The organism is Psychrobacillus sp. FSL K6-2365 (genome assembly GCF_038003165.1).
Classification (GTDB): Bacteria; Bacillota; Bacilli; order Bacillales_A; family Planococcaceae; genus Psychrobacillus; species Psychrobacillus psychrodurans.
In genome coordinates, this window is the sequence record NZ_JBBOOO010000001.1 from 853,581 (window position 1) to 874,920 (window position 21,340).

General features: G+C 32.7%; 12 protein-coding genes and 1 pseudogene. 10 read left to right on the plus strand and 3 right to left on the minus strand.

All coding sequences use genetic code 11. The annotated features are described in order from the left end of the window. The 6 genes from MKY29_RS04320 to MKY29_RS04345 all read left to right on the plus strand — a co-directional run bounded on the left by MKY29_RS04320 (position 1) and on the right by MKY29_RS04345 (position 7,277). Entirely contained in the window at positions 1-930 is a 930-nt protein-coding gene (locus MKY29_RS04320; RefSeq protein ID WP_340879081.1) for an SDR family oxidoreductase, read from the plus strand. After that, positions 869-1,996 (plus strand): non-hydrolyzing UDP-N-acetylglucosamine 2-epimerase, encoded by a 1,128-nt coding sequence (wecB, locus tag MKY29_RS04325; RefSeq protein ID WP_340879082.1) that lies wholly within the window; start codon positions 869-871, stop codon positions 1,994-1,996. Before MKY29_RS04320 ends, wecB begins: the two co-directional genes overlap by 62 nt. A gap of 16 nt (positions 1,997-2,012) precedes the next feature. After that, positions 2,013-3,008: a glycosyltransferase gene (locus MKY29_RS04330; RefSeq protein ID WP_340879083.1), complete on the plus strand. Its 996-nt coding sequence runs from the start codon at positions 2,013-2,015 to the stop codon at positions 3,006-3,008. 123 nt (positions 3,009-3,131) lie between these two features. Next, positions 3,132-4,553 (plus strand): oligosaccharide flippase family protein, encoded by a 1,422-nt coding sequence (locus MKY29_RS04335; RefSeq protein WP_340879084.1) that lies wholly within the window; start codon positions 3,132-3,134, stop codon positions 4,551-4,553. After that, positions 4,550-5,785 (plus strand): glycosyltransferase, encoded by a 1,236-nt coding sequence (locus tag MKY29_RS04340; protein WP_340879085.1) that lies wholly within the window; start codon positions 4,550-4,552, stop codon positions 5,783-5,785. Before MKY29_RS04335 ends, MKY29_RS04340 begins: the two co-directional genes overlap by 4 nt. Positions 5,786-5,927: 142 nt before the next feature. Beyond that, on the plus strand, positions 5,928-7,277 hold the full coding sequence (locus MKY29_RS04345; protein WP_340879086.1) for an O-antigen ligase family protein: 1,350 nt from the start codon (positions 5,928-5,930) through the stop codon (positions 7,275-7,277). A gap of 553 nt (positions 7,278-7,830) precedes the next feature. Here MKY29_RS04345 and MKY29_RS04350 read toward each other — a convergent pair. Continuing rightward, a pseudogene (locus MKY29_RS04350) lies at positions 7,831-8,532 on the minus strand (IS3 family transposase); the annotation flags it as partial. On the opposite strand from MKY29_RS04350, the gene MKY29_RS04355 reads away from it, so the two are divergent. Further along, entirely contained in the window at positions 8,519-9,010 is a 492-nt protein-coding gene (locus MKY29_RS04355) for an endonuclease I family protein (RefSeq protein ID WP_445677864.1), read from the plus strand. The pseudogene MKY29_RS04350 and the gene MKY29_RS04355 overlap by 14 nt on opposite strands. Positions 9,011-9,155: 145 nt before the next feature. Here the strand turns inward: MKY29_RS04355 and MKY29_RS04360 are convergent, their stop codons facing one another. After that, on the minus strand, positions 9,156-9,977 hold the full coding sequence (locus tag MKY29_RS04360) for an SLAP domain-containing protein (RefSeq protein WP_340879087.1): 822 nt from the start codon (positions 9,975-9,977) through the stop codon (positions 9,156-9,158). A 185-nt stretch (positions 9,978-10,162) separates the two neighbouring features. Between MKY29_RS04360 and MKY29_RS04365 the strand changes: the two genes are divergently transcribed. Beyond that, entirely contained in the window at positions 10,163-12,415 is a 2,253-nt protein-coding gene (locus MKY29_RS04365; protein WP_340879088.1) for a hypothetical protein, read from the plus strand. A 265-nt stretch (positions 12,416-12,680) separates the two neighbouring features. Here the strand turns inward: MKY29_RS04365 and MKY29_RS04370 are convergent, their stop codons facing one another. Continuing rightward, positions 12,681-13,352 (minus strand): hypothetical protein, encoded by a 672-nt coding sequence (locus MKY29_RS04370; RefSeq protein ID WP_340879089.1) that lies wholly within the window; start codon positions 13,350-13,352, stop codon positions 12,681-12,683. Positions 13,353-13,708: 356 nt separating this feature from the next. Between MKY29_RS04370 and MKY29_RS04375 the strand changes: the two genes are divergently transcribed. Together MKY29_RS04375 and MKY29_RS04380 are read left to right on the plus strand one after the other, a co-directional pair. Further along, on the plus strand, positions 13,709-16,402 hold the full coding sequence (locus MKY29_RS04375) for a 5'-nucleotidase C-terminal domain-containing protein (protein WP_340879090.1): 2,694 nt from the start codon (positions 13,709-13,711) through the stop codon (positions 16,400-16,402). A gap of 52 nt (positions 16,403-16,454) precedes the next feature. Next, a complete protein-coding gene (locus MKY29_RS04380; RefSeq protein WP_340879091.1) occupies positions 16,455-21,029 on the plus strand; it encodes an endonuclease in 4,575 nt (1,524 codons plus the stop codon). Positions 21,030-21,340 lie beyond the last annotated feature (311 nt).

The following is a 21,340-nucleotide window of genomic DNA, read 5'->3' on the forward strand; positions in this document are numbered from 1 at the left end:
ATGAGAATAATGGTTTTAGGTGCAAATGGTATGGCTGGTCACACAATTTCACTATATTTTTTGGAAAAGGGTTATGAAGTGACTACCGTTACTCGCAAACCATTTAAAATTGGAAAAAATATATTATTGTCCGTGGAAAATATTAAAGATTTGACAGATCATATCAAGAGTGAAAATTATGACGCTATAATAAACTGTATTGGCATATTAAATACAAACGCTGAAAATAATCCGAGTAATGCTGTATTAATTAATAGCTATTTACCACATTTAATCAGCGACATTGTTAAAAACACTGAAACTAAAATGATACAAATGAGTACGGATTGCGTATTCTCAGGTGAAACTGGAGGCTATAATGAAAATTCACTCCCAGATGGAAGTACTTTCTATGATCGTACAAAAGCACTTGGAGAAGTAGTTAACGAAAAAGATTTAACATTTCGTAATTCGATTATAGGACCAGATATGAATAAAGATGGTATAGGATTATTTAATTGGTTTATGAGACAAGATGGTAGTAGTATTAAGGGATTTGATAAAGCTATGTGGAATGGTGTAACCACTCTAACGTTGGCAAAAGCTATGGAAAAATCAATTCAAGAGAATTTAATTGGTTTATACCATTTAGCGAGTGAACCGATTAGTAAGTACGAACTCTTAAAAATATTTAATGTAGTTTTTAAAAATGAAAAGCATAAAATTGTACCTTACTCTGATTTTGTTATAAATAAAACCTTAGTGAATACAAGAAGTGACTTTTGTTTTTCAATTCCTTCTCATCAGACGATGGTAGAGGAAATGTATAATTGGATCCAATTGCATAAAGAATATTATAAACACTATTTTACCAAAGGAGTATTAGATATTGAAAAAATTAAAAGTAATGACGATTGTGGGAACACGTCCAGAAATTATTCGGTTAAGTGAAACTATTAAAAAAATGGATAAATACTTTGATCATACTTTTGTACATACAGGACAAAACTGGGATTACACATTAAACCAAGTTTTTTTTGAAGATTTCCAGTTAAGGGAACCAGATTACTATTTGAATTCTGTTGGTAAAAATTTAGGTGAAACAATGGGGAATATAATAGCAAACTCTTATAAGCTTATGTTACATGAAAAACCAGAGGCCATATTAATATTGGGTGATACAAATTCTGCTTTATCTGCTATTTCTGCTAAGAGACTTAAGATACCAATTTTTCATATGGAAGCAGGTAACAGATGTTTTGATCAAAATTTACCCGAAGAAATTAATCGTAAGATTGTAGATCATATTGCAGATATAAATTTAGCCTATACAGAACACGCTCGACGGTATTTGATTTCTGAGGGGTATCGCAAAGAACATATTTATGTTACAGGTTCTCCTATGAAAGAAGTACTGACAAAATACGCAAAAGAAATTGAAGCTAGTAAAGTGCTAGAAAAATTAAAATTAGAAGAGGAATCGTACATACTAGTTTCAGCGCATCGTGAGGAGAATATTGACGAAGAAACAAACTTTTTATCATTAATGAATGCTATTAATGAAATAGCAGAACTTTATCAAATGCCTGTAATATATTCTACGCATCCACGTAGTGAAAAAATTATTGACAAAAGACAGTTTAAATTCCATCCATTAGTACAAAATTTAAAACCGTTTGGGTTTTTTGATTATATTAAGTTACAAAAAAACGCATACTGTGTTTTGTCGGATAGTGGAACAGTTCCGGAAGAAGCAGCTATTCTAAATTTTCCCGCTGTGTCATTACGCACATCTACAGAAAGACCTGAGGCTTTAGACAAAGGCGGAATAATACTAGGTGGAATTAAAAAGGAAGATGTCCTGCAAGCCGTAGAATTATGCCGAAGAATGTATGAAGATAAAGAGTTTGGAGTAAATGTACCAGATTATTTAGATGGAAATGTATCAGTGAAAGTGATAAAGATAATTCAAGGCTATACAAAGATTGTAAATAAAGTAATTTGGGGAAAGGGATGATTAAAAATTGAATATTATGGTTTTTAATGTCCCTGCAGAATCACTTGGTGCATTATCTATTCTAAATAATATTTATTCTGATGCGCTTGAAGATTCTAAAGAAGATTGTTGGTACTTTATTTTAGGTAAGCCTAGCTTACAAAATACTAGTAAAGTTAGGGTATTAAATTATCCGTGGATAAAAAAAAGCTGGTTCCATAGATTATATTTTGATATGTTAATAGCCCCACAGTTAGTGAAGAAGTATAAGATTGACAAAATCATTTCATATCAAAACAATATAATACCTCGAACTAACGTACCTCAAACCTTGTACATGCATAATTCTATTCCATTTTCTGATGTTAAATTCAAATTTTTAAAAGAGCCCAAGCTATGGGCATATCAAAACATAATATCTAGACTTATATTTAAATCGATGAAAAAAGCTGATTATATAATTGTACAAAGTAGTTGGATAAAAGAAGCAAGTATTACAAAATTAAAAATAAATAAAAATAAAATTTCAGTTGAACCACCTGAATTTAAAGAAAAAAATATCAGTTCTTTTGATGGCCATAAAAAATCTTATAGAACTTTTTTTTATCCGGCAGGTGCATTTAAATACAAAAATCATCAGATAATAATTGATGCTTGTAAATTAATAGAAAGAAATCAATTATTAAAATTTAAAATTATATTAACATTAACTGGTGATGAAAATAAATATTCATTAAATTTAAAAAAACAGGTAAAGAAATTTAATTTACCTATAGAATTTGTTGGAGAATTAACAAAAGAGCAAGTATTTTTATTATATACAAAAACTATTTTAATTTTCCCCTCATCTTTAGAAACTTTTGGATTACCATTATTAGAAGCTAGAGAACATGGAACTCCGGTAATTGCATCAAAAAAGCCTTTTTGTGAGGAGATATTAGCGAAATACGACAAAAAAAAATTATTTAAAAGTGATGATGCAAGGGAACTAAGCAGAATTATTAAAGAAGTAATAGATAGATATAAAATCTAGATGAGTTTTTATACAGCACTACTATAAAAAGAACATTTGTACATTTGTATCTGGTATTAGAGGAATTTGTAATAAAATAATGGGAAGGGTTAGTTTTTTTGTTATCAATATCACTATAAATTTGTGAAACAAAAAAATTATATTTGGATAGGATACTGCATGAAGAAGAATTTGGTTTATACGCTCTCCTCTCAAGGAGTATCTATAATTTTAGGAATATTAAAGGTATTAATTCTTCCATTTATATTAGGTATAGAAGAGTTTGGTTACTGGCAAGTATACTTATTATACGTTGGCTATCTTGGTATACTATCATTTGGATTCAATGATGGAATTATGTTAAAGTATGGAAGTTTGAATAATAATCAACTTCCTAAACCGTTATTAAGAAGCAGTATTCAAATTTTCTTTTTTTTTCAATTATTTATAGGTAGTTTAATAGGAGTTATTTTTTTGTTGGAAACAAATCCCAATAAATTGTTTGCTTTTTTCTTTGTCGCAATAAATATTCCGATTGTGGGATTAACAGGTGTATTAAATTATATTTTACAAAGTACAAATCAATTAAAAAAATTTAGTATACTCTTTATTATAGATAAGGTAATTGTCATTATAGCTATATTAATAATGTGGAAATTAAATGTTGGAAATTTTCAAATGATAATTCTATTTGATACTGTATCTAAAGCAATAGCTCTTTTTATAATGATGTATTATTGTAGAGACCTTTTTAAAGGGAAAAAAGTAAAGTTTAATGAAGGATATTTAGAGTTTAAACAAAGTATCTTAGTAGGAATAAAAGTAATGGTATCAAATTTTTTAAGTATGCTTATTTTAGGATACAGCATGTTTTTAATTGAAAGATCTAGGGGTATTGAGGAATTTTCAGTATACTCCTTTAGTATAACTACGACAAATTTAATATTAGTGTTTTCTACTGCATTAGGAACTGTTATATTCCCTTTTATTAGTAGAAGAAGTGAAGATTTAAATAAAGAAATTTTTTCAATAATTTCAAAATTAAGTTCATTCGCAATTATTTTCCTGTATATTATTTATTTTCCAATACGATTTATTATAGAAACCTTTCTAATTGAATTTCAAGCTGCTTTAACTTACTTGCCATTTATTTATTTATTTATTTTTAGTCAATCCAAAATGCAACTTCTAATAAATCCATATTATAAAAGATTAAGAGAAGAAACTGAAATGCTCTATGCTAATTTAAAAGTTTTCATAGTTAGTTTTCTATTAGTATCTGTAACTTTTATTATATATAAATCTATTTTAATAGTAGTAGTTTGTATAGCATTATCAATGTTCTTAAGATTAATTTTATCTGAATTATATCTGAAAAAAAAATTAGATATTCAAAAAAATATATTTTCCTTGTTTGATATTATTTCAATACTTGTTTTTTTGATTTGTGCAAGTCAACCAGATGTGTATATAGGTTTTTTATTATATATGTTATTCTTAACGATTTTAATAATATATAAAAAAGAAAGGATTATATCATTATATAAACAGGTGACTAATAGTTGAAGAAAAATTTACTTTTCATAACAGGGGAATATTTCCCTACACATTCGGCAGTAAGTAACTGTGTTGAGAACGTTGTATTAGAACTTGAAAACGAATTTAATGTTATTGTATTATGTCTAACTATAGATGGAGAGACAAGTACTGAAACATATAATAATCACATAGTTATCAGGTTGAAGGCGTCTTTTCTTAAAAATGAAAATATTTTTATGAAGGTAGTAAGAAACTTTAAAAGATTATTTTCTCGTTTTTCTTTAGAAAATAAGATTATAAAAATATTTTATAATGAGTTTGTGAATAATGAAAGTTTACAAAATATTGATGTAATTATTCCAGCAGCGATGCCCTACGAAACGATTGTAGCTGCTTTACGCTATAAACAGATTATTAATGACAAATGTACTGTCATACCATATATTTTTGACCAATTTTCAGAAAATGATAATTTTAATAGAATAAAGATAATTAAGAAAATCAAATACAAATACCATCTAGAATTAGAAAAAGAAATAGCTCAGAGTTCAAACTATTTAATGATGATGAATTCTATTTATGATCACTATGTAAAGTATTTTGGAAGTTACTTAGAAAAATATATTTCTTTAGAACATCCCCTTTTATTAAAAAACATAAATAATTTTGATAACATTGAGTTTTTTAATGATAGGAAAATTCAAGTGTCATATGTTGGTGGACTATATAAAAACTATGTAGTTCCTACCTATTTATTAAAAGTATTTGAAAAAGTAGTGCAGATGAATAATGAAGTTTGTATGAATTTTTTTGTTTTTGGTAATGGAGCTAAAGAGATAGATATATATTCTAGAAGATATCCTGAAAATATTATAAATCATGGTAAAAAGAATAAAGATGAGGTTGAAGGAATTAGAAGAAATAGTAATATATTAATAAGTATTTCCGAAAATAAAGGAATACAAATGTCTAGTAAAATTTTTGAATATATGTCAGCGGGAAAGCCTATAATACATTTTTATAAAGTGGAAAAGGATATTAATTTAAAAATATTAAAAAAGTATCCTAACTGCTTATTAGTTAGAGAAGATGAAAAACTACTAGAGGATAATAAAGTAGCAATAAATGATTTTGTAACTAGAAATTCAAACATGGTATTGGAGTTTGAACAAGTATCGCATATATTTAAAGAGGCATTACCATCGAGTACAGCGGAAGTTATTAAACAAATTATTATAGATACAAAGAAAGTTGAATAATTTTAAGGTGAAGAAGTACTCACGGATTTTTAATGAGATCTAACAAGGTAGATATCAACTGTCAAATAATTGTGGCATTTTTTGCATCACGTTTGTGCTATCTAGAATCCTTGAGTTAAAACGAATTTTTTAGGAGGAAATTATGCTTAGTCTAGCATTAGATAAAAAGCGAAATCAAATTGTCAATTTCGATTTAAAAAATATTAATGTATTTTTACTTCTTGCGATACCATTAATGACTTTAATTTATTCCAATATTTATGTTATTTTATCTTTATATCTTTTATCTTTTTCTATTTTTATTATAGATAGTATGAAAAAAAAACGTTTTATAGTGAATAAAATAGTAATATTGTATGGACTTTTATTAATTGTCCTCCTGTTGCCTTTAATTAATTTCGATATTGAAAGTTTTTGGGGTAATTACTTTAGTTTTATTCTTTCCGTTTTAATTTATTTAATATTTATTAATTTAGAAGTAAACAATATAGAACATAAGATTTTACTCTTTATAAGATTGAGCATATTAGTTTTATGTGGAAAACTATTATACACAGTTTTTATGGTTGTATCTAATGGAACAGAAGCAATTATGTATAAAGCACAAATTCAAATTGCACTAGGGAATAGTAATGGATTAGGATTTTTCTTATTAATATTTTTCTTTATATTGTATAATTCTGGGAAGAGAAATGGCTTTATCGATAACTCGCTGTTAATCTTATTAATTTTATCTATAGTGAGTCTTCAATCTCGCTCAACAATGCTAGCTTTTATTATAGTTTTGGCTATTCATTTATTCGAAAAAGATTTTAAAAGAATCTTAATGGTAGGTATATCATTCTGTCTGGCAGTAGTTTTTTTTCAAAGTATTTATACAGATTCCCAAGGTCAAATGATTACAGGATATTATTCAGATGTTCCGAAGATAGAGAGTCCTAGCAAATTATCTGAAGGGAGTATGTCAGAGGATGAAACTGAAACTTTAACTCCAACGCTGGGAGATAACAGTCTTTATCAAAAACTTGATGATATTTCTAGCAAAAGATTAACACTATATAGTGAAGTTATCGATGAGTTTAAAAAAAGTCCAATAATTGGTGTTGGAATTGGGAATATATTTATTGATTTTATGGGTTCTTATATGCCTGTAAGGGCACATAATATATTTTTAGAAATACTTACTACTTCAGGAATTTTAGGTTTTTTTATTTTCTTTTCAATATTATTTTTAGTATTAAAGTTTTTATTTGAAAATAAAAAAGATAACTTCTATATTTGTGGTGTTTTTTACGGTTTAATTGCCATATTAGTTCAAGGAATGTTAGAGCCAAATATTTTTGATTATAAAGTGGACATTTTTTTATGGACATTTATAGGAGCCAGTTTCCTTATTAGCGAGAATTCGATATTAAATAATTCAGAAAAAATTAAAGGAAATAGTAGTTTCATAAAAGATATCAATATTAAAAGGAAATTACAGGAAAAGTGAAAAAGTAGCATAATGGAAGAACTTTTTGTTCCGATAATAGGAACTTGCGACTCCGATTAATTATAAAACCTTTATTACAATATGCTTTCTACTTACCAATATAGTAAAACTTAAAGCTCTTTAATCGAAAAGTCGATTGAGGGGCTCTTTATTTGCATACATTATTCAACATATGTTATCACCATCCATGAAACCTTCTACATCAATACACATACGAATAAATATTGGTGTAAATTGGTATAATAGCTAAGTAATTTACAGGAATAAAAAGGAATAGAGATTGTATGTATAACCATTTAAGTAAATACGTATAGTAATAAATTAGAAAATAAATGAAAGTTGTGGATCTACGTCAAGATTCTGGACACAAAAAGATTAAGTTTTTTCTGCACAACCACCATTCATGGAGTTTTCCACATCCCAAGTAGATCGTCAAAGTGAAAAGAGTCTTTGACAATCTACTTGGGATGTGGAGAGATTAACCAATGGATGTTGTGCCTGAAAAATGTGGAGGGGGATTGGCTTTTACCCTTAAGACTCAGGCTGCTGCGCGTCACATTATTTCATACGTCTCTGGCGTTACAAAGCCGATGCTTCCATGAATTCGTTTACGATTATACCAGCCTTCTATATATTGAAATAGGGAGATTCTCGCATTCTCAAAATCTTCATATCGTTCCCGATAGACCTCTTCTTTTTTGAGTGTGGCATGAAAAGACTCGATGCATGCATTGTCATAAGGGCATCCTTTACAACTGAATGATGCAATCATTTCATATTTTTTTAACTGTTCTTGAAATGCCTCACTTGTATATTGGGTACCTAGATCCGTATGGATGATCAATCCCGGTGAAGGATTTTGGGAATCGACGGCACTAATTAAAGCATCCAACACGATTTCTGTGGTCATCCTACGGGAAAACTTGTAGCCTACTATTTTCTTTGAATGCAAATCGAGGACAGACGCTAAATAACACCAGCCATCTCGAAGCGTATGGATATACATGATATCTGCAAGCCATTTTTCATTGATTGTGGTTGTTGTAAAATCTTGCTTCAACAGATTTTCTCGTTCTTCCACTGGTGTCTGTGTGCTTGCTGGACGGTATTTCTTCACAATGTTTGACTGGATGCCTGCTTGTTTCATCAGACGTTGGACTCTTTTTATACTGCAAGAATAGCCTTCTTTTAAAAGTACTCGATGTATTTTTGTGCCATAGATACCTTTGCTTCCTTTATGAATGCCTATTATACGATCCAATATTCAGTGGAACCGAGAACACACATGGGCTAAATCACATGGAGATTTCGGCACAAGTAAAGGACCAGGAACCGATATCCACCATCTTAGACCTACAGATGTACAAGTGAATAGTTCAAGAGGAAATTTAGACTTTGATAACGGTGGCAGTCCGATAAATAATTTTGACGAATGTAAACGAGCTTCTAACTCATTTGAGCCACCAAATCGTGTCAAAGGTGATGTAGCACGAATCCTTTTTTACATGGCAACACGTTATGAACAAGGCGATAAAGTAGATTTAGAACTAAACGAAAAGCTAGGTAATGGAAGTGCAGCATATCACGGAAAGCTATCAACCCTACTAAAATGGCATGAGCAAGACCCAGTAGATGAATTCGAACGCAATCGCAATAACGTCATTCAAAAATGGCAAGGAAACCGCAACCCGTTCATTGATCATCCAGAATGGGCAAACCTGATCTGGAAATAATAAAGTACATGAAAGTAAAGCTTTTTACTAATGTTTTTGGGGAGAGGCTAATAAAACAACACTACTCGAAAATAATAGGTCATATCTTAAAGTCATAACAATAAAAGCCGTAAAAGATTGGCTCTTTTCACGGCTTTATTCATTGTTATAAAGTTTGGGGAATCATTTCAATTTTCCAGGAACTGAAATCTGGACTCTCTTTCATAAAAACTTCTTTAGAGAAAGACAAGCTAATTGGACGTGCTTGTTTAGAGGCAATTTCGAATTGTCCGATTGGGAATCCTAGTTTACACACCATGTCACCCGCTGCATCAAATAGTTGAATAGGTAGATTTTCAATGGTTAATGTTTCAGAGAACGCATTGCGAATGATGATATAAATATTGACAGCTTCATCTGACTCATGGAAATGGAATCCAACAACCGAAATTTCATTCTCCTTAATAGGTTCTAGAGAAGATACTAGTGAGTGTACATATCCTTGTTGATCTTCATTAAGTCCATTCTTCCAATTATCATCTAAGAGTAATTCGAAGTCTTTTACAACTTTCTCGTAATACTCAAATGCCATTTCAAAGTCCATTTCGTTTAATATTTCATCATAAGGCACTAGTAAATCTTCCGGATCGAATAGGAAATTCCACGGTCTTGCAGTACATGCTTCTAACTCGCCAAACAATTCCATGTCAAATTGTTTCTTTGCTAGTTCTTTACCTTCTTTATCTTTCACAACTAAAACCACTTGTTCAAGACGTAACTTTTTAGGTAAAGAATGTCTAATTATGGCTGTTACGACAACACCTAAATCCACAGTATATAATTTTACTCCATGGATATGTAGTTGATTTGCTTCTAAATTTCTTAATTGTTGATGGAAGTACTGGAAAATATACTTCTCAGCTGCGGGTATTTCCCAGTCTGTAGAAAAATCGATTTCTGTTTTATATGTTTTAGGAGAATTTGTCATATTTTTTAGTTCCTTTCTGCTATACGTGATTAACTATAAGTATAACACAATGTTACTAGCTGATAGAAAGACTACTATCCTACTATCACTTCCAATATTAAGAAATAAGTTTGATTAAACTTACATGATACAATCATATAGATTATTCCGATGTATAAACAATCTTAGTATGGAGGCAAATTAGTATGAGGAAAAAATCGTTGCAACTTGTAATAGTAATTACTACTATTATTTCTATTATTGCCGCCCCACAAGTAAGTGCATCAACAAACATAAAACAATTAATTATAGATGCACAAAATGCAGGCACTATATTAAAATGGACAATTTCCAAAGAAGGATCTGCAGATTTTAAAACTCGACCATATGAGCAATATAATAACACTAAAGAAACTATTGCAGCTGCTGAAAAGGCTGCTATCAAGTTTTCTAAATCTGAACAACTCAATGCTCAAGCTAAATTAGTGGAGCCGAAAATTCATGTGAAACGTGCACAAGCTTACATAGATGCTATAACCTCTGGTGAGAAAATTACGAAGTTAACAAGTAATTTGCAAGTTGCGATAGATTCAGCAAATCTTAATAGTGTAGAAGCTGCATACCATATAGCAACAGCTGAATACAGAAAACAAGTAAAATTATTAGATAGAGTATATGGGCAAACTACTAGAGATGGTATTCGTAATCAAGTCAAACCAACCATGGAAAAACTAATTCAAGATGTCAAAAACGATGTGACGGTTAAAATGTATCTCGACCAAGCGAGTGAATTTATTAAAGACAATAAATTGTTAGAAGCTTCCTTAGAATTAGACAAAGCCAACTCTTACATAGCTAACAAAAGTACGAATTTTACTTTTAGAACATTCCTAACGAAAGCCTATGATGAAACATTAAGATCTTTACCTTTACAACCTTTGTTCATAACATCTGATGGTAAAAATAACGTAACAGTTAATTTCTCTAAAGCCTACCATATACCATTAGAAGGTTTAGTGGCAGGTCAATTTAAAGTTTCAGGAGAAACTGTTCAATCAGCTCAATTATCCAAGGACAAAAAATCCGTAATATTAAATACATCTGACTTAGACGCTAATAAAAGTTACACGGTAAGTTGGAAACAAAACCAATTGAACTTTATGACAGAGGCTGTTCCTGATACAACAGGTATTGCATTATCTGATAAGGAAAATACATATCTGGAAACGACTAATTCCAAAGTATATACAGCTAAGCTAACTAATTTTGATGGTAGTACTTATACTGGGGGAGTTAAAGTTAGCTTGGGAGAAGCAAATGAAAAGACAGCATCTAACTCTACCTCAGCAGTAATTACTTCTATAAACGGTCAAAGTGTAGATAGTGGTCAAGAGACGATTGGCTTTGCAGATCAAAATGGAAATCTAGTAATTATAATAGCAGCTGCGTATGGATTTAGTGCCGAAACTCCATCAGTCACATATGTCCAACCAACAATAGAAAAAATAGATGGAAATAATAGTATCAAAGAAGCAGGAATTACACATTTTTATCAGCTTCAAAATGTCGAAGGTCCTTATATGTTGACTATTGATAGTGAAGTGATCACTACTGAAGATAATTACATTTTTACTGGCGACCATAAATATAAATGGGATGCTAATGATCTATTCTTTATCTATGGGGAACTAGTTTCACAAGAAGTTTTCGAAAAGGCTCTATCTAAAGGGGATAAATTAGAAGTTAGTTATGAAACACGGATAGATAACCATTCTACTTGGAACATTCAAGTAGATGTTACTGAAGATGCTGAAGTAGTATTCCAAAATCCTGTAACTTCACCTTTAACATTTGATGGGTACTCCTACGATATAAGCGGTACAGCACAACCCGGCAATCGAGTAAAAGTTTATAGAAATGACATACTAGTAGGAACAACAATTGTTGATAATAAAGGATATTGGACACTTGGGTCTGTAAGCTTACTACAAGAAGTAGCTAATTCATTTCTTGCTTATCAATACACTCCCGGCAAAGATGGTATAAACGGGGAAGGGGCAGTGAACGAAAACAACCCTGCTACAACAACAATTAACGAAGGTGCATTTGCTTCAACTCAAATAGATTTAAATGATAAGGGTTCTGATGGTTTATCTATTTTGGACACATTAGAATTTACATTCCATAATCCTTCTTATGATCATGAATTTAAAAAAGGGCTATCCGGTACCATTACATTAAATGATGGTTTTGGAAAAAATGCGGTAGTGAAGATTAAGTATATAGATGAAGATACTCTTCAAATCGTTGAATTCGTTTCTACAGACATTGGATTCAATCACAAAGCTTCATTATTCGTGATTACCAAGACTAATGGAATTGTGAACCAGGACCAGCTTACATTAAGCATTTCAGGAAATGGAGCAACTTCCTTTGTGGAAAATAATTCAATAAACTAATTAAAATTCCCTTCTAACTTAGGCTAGAAGGGAATTTTATGTTCATTTTCCCTGTGTAAGATACAATTCTGAATTGTATCTTACACAGGGACTTTTTGTGAACACATGTTATTATCCCTGTGTAGCACACAATTAAAACACCTTCAATTGGAGGCACATGCTAATCATGTGCATTTATCGAAAGTGTTTTGAATGCTTATGGTCCCTGTGTAATAAACAAGAAACAAATTAGAACAGTTTTTGAATACAGGAACTGACCTAATATTTAAAACAAATGGTTAATATTATTAAAATACTCAATCATTTTAGAATTCCCAACAATAGTGACGAAAAGTATCATTAAAACTGTAAAAGTAGCAATATAGAGAACAAATCCGTAGAGGGGGTCAACACCAGAAGGTTTTTTTGTAAGCAAAAAACTAATTATATAGAGGGGCAGTATAAAAAGACTAAAAACTAGGCTTATAGTTAAAACGGCATTTCCATAACTAAATGATTTTACAAGCATTAGAAATATGGAAACAGTTACTAAGACAATGGGTGCAGACAATTGTCCCCCATAAAAACTGATAATTACTTTAAATGAATACTGTGGACCAAAAAAACTGCTAATGAGAAAAGAAGAAAATATCACAAGTCCTATGATAAAGAATGTGAGTAAAAAAGATTCCATAAAAAAGGATAAAAAGCTTGGTGAATCGCTCCAATTCAAATTATTTGAAAATAAAAACAGAGATATAGTAACAAGTGCAGTAAATAAAATAATACTTACAAGACTACTTGTAAACTCACTTTCTCCTTGATTGTATGCATGAGAAGGTTTTTTTAGTTGTTGAATAAAATATGAGCTATATATTTTAGTTTTTCTTTTAATATTTTCTACATGGACATTTGGTTTTACAGATGTTGTTCTGGAAGCAACACTGTCGACATTCAAAAGAAGTTCCTCCAATTTAGTTCCACATAAACTGCAAAACTTCCCAGTAACCTGTTCGTGACCACAGTTTATACAATTCAGTGATTTTCCTCCTTTGATACTTATTTCTAGCGAGTTCTTCTCTCTGATTATATGAATCTAATAAATTTTTTATTCGTAACAATCATCTATTATCAGTAGAATGTGGGTGCAGATGAGGTTGAACCTTGCTTGGGGAAAGCGTCCGCTTGAAGCAGAAATCAGTGTTGTTCGAGTTTCACTATTTAATCTCATCTTTAAAAATAAATTCTATATTCATAAATTTCTCCTGTATTAAATAGGATAAGCGAACAGCTAAAGAATATAGGAGGGAACTTATGAGAAAGAATAGAGTACAGAAGACCGTAGTAGCTTCAGTTCTTGCAATGTCGTTATTAACTTCTACTAGTGTCGGTTTGGCTAATAATTCTTTGCAAGACTTAGTTGATCAGGCAAGGAAAGATATGAAGGAAGCATCTTATGCTTATGTAGTACCATCTCAAAATGGAAAACTTGCTACAAGTGTAGAATTGTATCCAACATTGAATTTGGCAAAATTAAACTATCAAAAAGCAAGAAGTGCTCTTTTAAAATCAAATGTTAAAAATAAGGGGACTTTACTCAAAGAACTAGATGATTTATATAATGAACGTATTACAAAAGGAATAGTGCCATATATTGATGCCTATAATTATGCGGACAAGTATTTAACACCTATTTTGGAAGATATCAAGAAAGCTGAGGTAGAAAGAGATTGGGTTAAAATTGAAAAGTTGTATCACCAATTATCTGTCCAATTAAAAAGTAGAACTGCCATTTTATATCGTTTTACAGGTAAAGCTGCTAGGGATTTATTGTTAAAGCAATACAAGGATCCTGCTAACTTAAAGCGTGATCAATTAATGGTTGCGGTAACTGTTTATATGAAAGTAAGGGAAGCAGACACACTAATAGCAGAAGGAAAAATAGAAGATGCAAGAAGAGTACTAGAATCTATTAAACAGTTACTTTATAGATTGCCGACTACGAATAATTTGCCGATGATCAAAGAACTTTTAGTGCAAATAGAAACAGTAAGTAAAAAAGCGGGAGTTATCATAATTACCACGCCAACTATTCCTCCAACAACAGGTGGTGGAAATAACGGAGGTGGAAACGGTGGTGGAGGAAATAATGGAGGAGGAAATTCAGGGGCAAACTTCAACTTATCCATTATGCATACAAATGACACACATGCTCAATTAGATAATGTGGCCAAACGTGTTACAGCTGTAAAGGAATATAGGAAAGCAAATCCAAATGCATTATTAGTGGATGCTGGAGATGTCTTCTCAGGAACATTGTATTTCAATGAATTCAAGGGACAAGCAGATGTTGAATTCATGAATATGATGAAATATGATCTGATGACTTTTGGTAATCATGAGTTCGATTTGGGCTCGAGTGCTGAAGGACATAAAGCACTAGCAGAATTTGTGAAGAAAGCTAATTTTCCATTTGTAGGTGCGAATACTGATTTTTCACAGGACGAGCATTTAAAAGGATTATTTAATGTAAAAATACAAAATAACCCGAAAAATAGTCAAATTTATAGCGGTATTATTAAAGTGGTAAATGGACAGAAAATAGGATTGTTTGGATTAACGACTGCTGAAACAAAGGATATTTCAAGCCCAGGCAAAGTGAGTTTTACAGATTATGTGAAAGCTGCTCAACAAATGGTTAACGAGTTCGAAAAGCAAGGAGTGAACAAAGTAATTGCTGTAACACATCTTGGTTATGATGATAACCCTGCTTATGACAACGACTTGCAGTTAGCCGCAAAAGTAGCGGGTATTGACGTAATTGTTGGAGGTCATAGTCATACCAAATTAGATAAACCAGTTGTGGTAGATAAGGATTTAGTAGGAAAAGCAAAAGATCCGACGGTTATTGTACAAGCTTATCAATATAGTGAGTTTTTAGGAACATTAAATGTCGAGTTCGACAAAAGCGGAAAAGTAATAAAACACGCTGGTCAATTAATTAGCGTTAACGACCAAGCTGAGGATGGTAAGGCAAAAGAGCTGTTAGAAAAGTATTCATCTAAAATTAGTGCATTAAAAAATGAACTGACTGGAGCAATCGCAGTAAATGCTTTAGATAATCCACGTTCTAGTACTGGTGGTTTAAGTGTTCGAAGCAACGAAACTGCCCTTGGGAATCTCATTGCGGACGGCATGCTGAAAAAAGCAAGAGAATACAACAAAGATGTGATTATGGCTTTCCAAAATGGCGGGGGTATTCGAGCTGCTATAAATCAAGGACCTATTACAGTTGGTGAAGTGATCACCGTCCTGCCTTTTGGAAATACATTAGCAACGATGAAACTTACAGGTGCAGAGATAAAAGCAACATTTGAAGTCAGCTTGAAAGAATTTCCGAAAGAAAACGGAGGATTCCTACATGTATCTGGAGCTAAAGTTCAATTTGATTCTTCCAAACCAGTTGGACAACGTGTAGTTTCAGTTGTTTATAAAAATGCAGAAAATAATTATGTTGATATAAAAGATAACGAACTTTACACAATAGCAACAAATGCTTTCACTGCTAAAGGTGGAGATGGTTATAATGTATCGGCTAAAGCGTATGGAGAAGGTAGAATGACAGATTTAGGTCTCTCTGACTGGGAAAATTTACGTGAACATATTGCCAGTTTAGTAAATGTTAATCCGAAAGTAGAAGGCAGAATAGTAGATGTAGCTGATCAAGAGCCTGATACTGAATTCCCTGGTGGAGCAGTGGATGCAAAAGACTTCTCTGGCACACCTGATGCACCAAAAGTATACAATGGCGACGTGACAGTTTCAGTTACAGATGTAACCTTCCTTGGGAATGCCATTATAAAAGGTGACCTTATCTTCACAGGTAATCTAAGTGGAAATATTTCTTTTTCCGATATTAGAGTAGAAGGGGATGCACTCTTTTCTGGATTAGGCGGGAAAACCGTGAACTTTGATGGATTAATAGTAAAAGGTGAAATGATTCTTTGATGTTAATAGTTGAGGTAATTATCAAAAACAGAAATATGATAGGAGCCAAATAATGAGACAGAATAAGATGAAAACCATAAATATCGGGTTAATATTTCTTTTGATGATCAGTTTAGTTACTCCTTTTAATGCACAAACAGTACAAGCCGCAGAAGTATTAACAGTAGAAGAGGCACTTGCTCAATTTGATGTTAATGGAAAGAAAAACCTTTCAGTCGTAGGGTATATTGTTGGTCATGTGAAAAACGAAACATCTGTGACGCCGACTGCTTCTGATGACAATAATTTTGCGATTGCGAGCTCTGCAAATGAAACTGATATAACCAAAATGCTTTATGTTCAATTAACCACTTCTTATCGAGGAGAATTTGGACTTAAATCGATACCTGGAAATATTGGGAAAGAAGTAAAGATTTCTGGGTCTCTAGAAAAATATTTTGGCAATCATGCAGGTTTAAAAACACCAACTGCAATTTCTTTTGTGGATGGTGGTGGGGAGCCCCCTGTTGAAAACAAAGTCGAAGCTGTAACGGTATCAACTCCTTCTTCAAGTGTTCCGAAAGATACTGAGATAGTATTATCAACAAAAACAGAAGGAGCTTCAATTTACTACACGACAGATAGATCTGATCCAACCAGTTCAAGTACAAAATATGAAGCTCCAATTGTTATCGACAAAGACATGGCGATTAAGGCAATCGCGGTAAAAGAGGGTCTAGTAAACAGTCCAATTTCTGAGTTTACTTATACAGTAATAAATGAATCTGAATTATTGTCCATTGCAGAAGCACGCACTACAGCTCTTGGTCAAACAGTGACTATTAAAGGAGTTGTAGCAGCAAACTTGAAAAATTCAATTTCAGTTCAAGATGCGACAGGTGGTATAGCAATACGTCCTGCAAGTTTAGCTACAACTGTAGGTGATGAAGTAACACTTACTGGAAAATTAGCAGAATTCCGTGGACTTCTTCAATTAGACAACACAACGATTGTTGCGAAGGCTGAAAATGTAGGTGCTCCGACTCTTAAAGTTGTAACAGGAGCAGAAGTGAATGAAAACAATGAATCCCTTCTTGTCCAAGCAAAACAAATTACTTTAACAGCAGTAGATGCTAATAATAACTATACTGCAACAGATGGAACGACAGACTTCATCGTTCGTGATGAAAACAATGGTTCACTAGGTTTAGGTGTGGGAAAAACATATGAGTCCATTACTGGTATCGTTCAACAGTTTGATGCGGCTTATCAAATTATCCCACGCTTTATTTCAGATATTGTGGCAGATAGCTCCATCATACAACCTGTTATAGCCAACCCGGGAAGTGGAACTTTTGTTGGAAGCACAACAGTTACATTATCCACATCTACGGCAAATTCGGAGATTTTTTACACAGTGGATGGAAAAGACCCAATTGAATTTGGTGCAAAATATGAATCGCCAATTACTATCACAAAAAATTCAACACTTAAAGCAGTCGTCAAAACTCAAGATGGTACTTTTAGTGAAGTAAAAGCATTCGAATATACAATTACGGATAGTCTTCAAATTCATGATATCCAAGGAGCGGGACACCACACTTCTTTTGACAATAAAACAGTAGAAGGCATTCAAGGAGTTGTAACTTACTCGTTCTTGTTAAATGGGGCAACCTACTATCATATCCAAACACCGGATGAGCTAGCGGATACGAATCCAAATACTTCTGAAGCCATTGTACTTTACAGCGGCACAAACACATGGCCGATTAAAGTAGGAGATTTGGTATCAGTTACTGGGAAAGTAAGTGAATTTGCATATGACGGATATGCTGATCGTCAAACAACAGACTTAAAAACAACGCAAATTAATGTTCGAAATGACCAGGGTGGAAAAGTGGAAGTTATTACAAGTGGCGTAGCTTTACCAGCTCCAATCTTAATTGATGAAACGAAAATGTCTCTAGCAAAAATTGATAGCGACAATCTTGCAGTTTTCAATCCAACCGTAGATGCAATCGATTTTTGGGAAAGTATCGAAGGAATGCGCGTGCAAGTTGGAAATGTGAAAGCGGTAGCGCCTCAAGAGCATGGTGATTTGATAACTGTTTTGGAAAGCGCTCCAACGAACTCCCTGCATGGTGGAGTTTTATATGAAAAGGACAATCAAAATCCAAACCGCGTGCAATTCCGCTTAGAACCAAATGGACCTGGGCGGGATTTCGAAGTAGCAACTGGGGATAAGTTCAAAGGGCCGATTACTGGAGTGGTGGGTTATTCGTTCCAAAACTTTAAAATTTATGTCTCTTTAAATGAAATGAAAGCTGCCCATACAAAAGGAAATGCAACACCAGAAAAAACAACAATTGTGAACGCAGAAGATAAGTTAACAATTGCATCTTATAACTTAGAAAACTTCTCGAATAATAAAACATCCACTTCAGACGACAAAGCACGTAAATTAGCAAGAGCAATTGCAAACGATATGCAGAGTCCTGATATTGTTGGTGTAACTGAAGTACAAGACAATAACGGAGAAAGCTCTGGAGATTCAAAGGCAGATCAAAGCTATGAAAGACTTATTGCTGCGATTAAAACTGCTGGTGGAGCAAACTACAAATATGTAAATATTGACCCAGTGAACAACCAAGACGGCGGAGCACCAAATGCAAATATTCGTGTTGGATTCCTATATAATCCAGAACGAGTAAAGTTGACAGAAGGTATTTCTGCTGGAAATGCAACTAATGCTGTTGGTTACAAAAATGGCAAGCTAACACTTAACCCTGGTCGTATTGATCCAACAAATAGCGCATTTAATAGTAGCCGTAAACCTTTAGCGGCACAATTTGACTTTAAAGGTGAAAGTGTCATCGTTATTGCGAATCATTGGAACTCTAAAAGTGGTGATACACCATTATTCGGATCCATTCAACCACCAAAATATGACAGTGAAGTACAACGTAAAAACATTGCAACAATCGTTTCTGACTTTGTTATAGATATTAAAACGAAAAACCCAGATGCAAATGTTGTTTCTTTGGGTGACTTTAACGATTATCAATTTGCTGATGCACTTTTAATTCATGAAGGTGAACACATGACGAACATGATTAATAGGGTGGAAAAGTCAGATCGATACACATACCTATATCAAGGGAACTCTCAAGTATTAGATCATATTTTAGTCACAAAGAACTTAGAAAATAAAACGAAAATCGATATCCTTCATATCAATGCAGACTTTACCGATATGGCAGGACGTGCAAGTGACCATGATCCAGTAATGGTACAAATTGATATATTTGCAGATGATGCTGTTACACCGATTACAGCTGAAAAAACATACAATATCAAAAATCTTCAAACAAAGAAACTTACTATTGGTAAACCTAGCGTATCTATCACAATTGACGATGCATCAGAAATCACAGAAGGCATTCTTTTTACGAGTGATTATGCAGAATTCTATGGAGACGGTTTTGCAGAGCAAACTGTAACGATTAAACCACTAAACGCTGTCGCAATAATGGATTTCAAAGGTACTAATGTTCAAAAAGTAATTATTGATGGTACGAACGTAAAAGAAATTAGAGGCGCTGAGAATATTCAAGAATTTGAATTCATTAATGGTGCAGATAGCAAAAATATTAAATTCACAAATTCGAAAGGGGAACCCATTGTGGTTCCTTCTTTACCTGGTGAAAACCAAGCGCCAGTAGTAAAGAACAATATTCCAAGTCAAACAGTTAAAACTGGTGAGTCTATTTCAATCTTGTTAACAGATCATTTCGCAGATCCAGAAAACCAAGTACTAACTTTTTCTTCCACATTAGGAACGATAGAAGGGTCTATGTTAACACTAGCACTTGCAGAAGGAAGCCATATTGTAGGAGTTACCGCTACAGATGGAGAAAAGAGTGTAACGACAGGTTTTAGTGTACTTGTAACTTCAGCTAACTCACCTACTGATGTCTATTATAAAGATGCTATTGGTAAAGAAGGTCAAGTTTTAAAAACTGCACTACATGAAATAATTGACGACCATACAGAGCTTTCTTATGACCAAGTATGGGTAGCATTACGAGAAACGGATGAAGACCCGAATAATACAAACAATGTCATATTGTTTTACTCTGGAGTACCACGTTCTAAAACTGCCAATGGTGGAAACGTAGGACAGTGGAATAGAGAACACACATGGGCTAAATCACATGGAGACTTCGGTACAAGTAAAGGACCAGGAACCGATATCCATCATCTTAGACCTACAGACGTACAAGTGAATAGTTCAAGAGGAAACTTAGATTTTGATAACGGTGGCAACCCGGTAAATAATTGTGACGAATGTAAACGAGCTTCTAACTCGTTTGAGCCACCAAATCGTGTCAAAGGTGATGTAGCACGAATCCTTTTTTACATGGCAACACGTTATGAACAAGGCGATAAAGTAGATTTAGAACTAAACGAAAAGCTAGGTAATGGAAGTGCGCCCTACCATGGAAAGCTTTCGACCCTACTAAAATGGCATGAGCAAGACCCAGTTGATGAATTTGAACGTAATCGCAACAATGTCATTCAAAAATGGCAAGGAAACCGCAATCCGTTCATTGATCATCCAGAATGGGTAAACCTGATTTGGAAATAATCAAGTACATGATGGTAATTTTTTACATTTTTAGAGTAACCTATTAGCTTGCTCCCTGTGTAACAAACAATTTCAACCGAGCTGTTAGAAGACATTTCTATTTAACTTCTGAGAATTTAGCCTCTTTGGTCCCTGTGTAAGATACAATTCTGAATTGTATCTTACACAGGGACCTTTTTGTAAACACATGTAAAACAGTATTTACAATTTATTTACAGTTATGCGATTGAAGTTAATAATTATTAGACCTATATTTAAGTGGCGACTTTGTTATTCTATTATTTTTATAATGGAGAGCTTTAGATAGAGAT

Bases quoted from the DNA above. Each gene is read 5' to 3' on its own strand.
- MKY29_RS04320 (WP_340879081.1), top strand. From the start codon at position 1: ATGAGAATAATGGTTTTAGGTGCAAATGGTATGGCTGGTCACACAATT.
- MKY29_RS04330 (WP_340879083.1), top strand. From the start codon at position 2,013: ATGGTTTTTAATGTCCCTGCAGAATCACTTGGTGCATTATCTATTCTA.
- MKY29_RS04345 (WP_340879086.1), top strand. From the start codon at position 5,928: ATGCTTAGTCTAGCATTAGATAAAAAGCGAAATCAAATTGTCAATTTC.
- MKY29_RS04355 (WP_445677864.1), top strand. From the start codon at position 8,519: ATGCCTATTATACGATCCAATATTCAGTGGAACCGAGAACACACATGG.
- MKY29_RS04360 (WP_340879087.1), bottom strand. From the start codon at position 9,977: ATGACAAATTCTCCTAAAACATATAAAACAGAAATCGATTTTTCTACA.
- MKY29_RS04365 (WP_340879088.1), top strand. From the start codon at position 10,163: ATGAGGAAAAAATCGTTGCAACTTGTAATAGTAATTACTACTATTATT.
- MKY29_RS04375 (WP_340879090.1), top strand. From the start codon at position 13,709: ATGAGAAAGAATAGAGTACAGAAGACCGTAGTAGCTTCAGTTCTTGCA.
- MKY29_RS04380 (WP_340879091.1), top strand. From the start codon at position 16,455: ATGAGACAGAATAAGATGAAAACCATAAATATCGGGTTAATATTTCTT.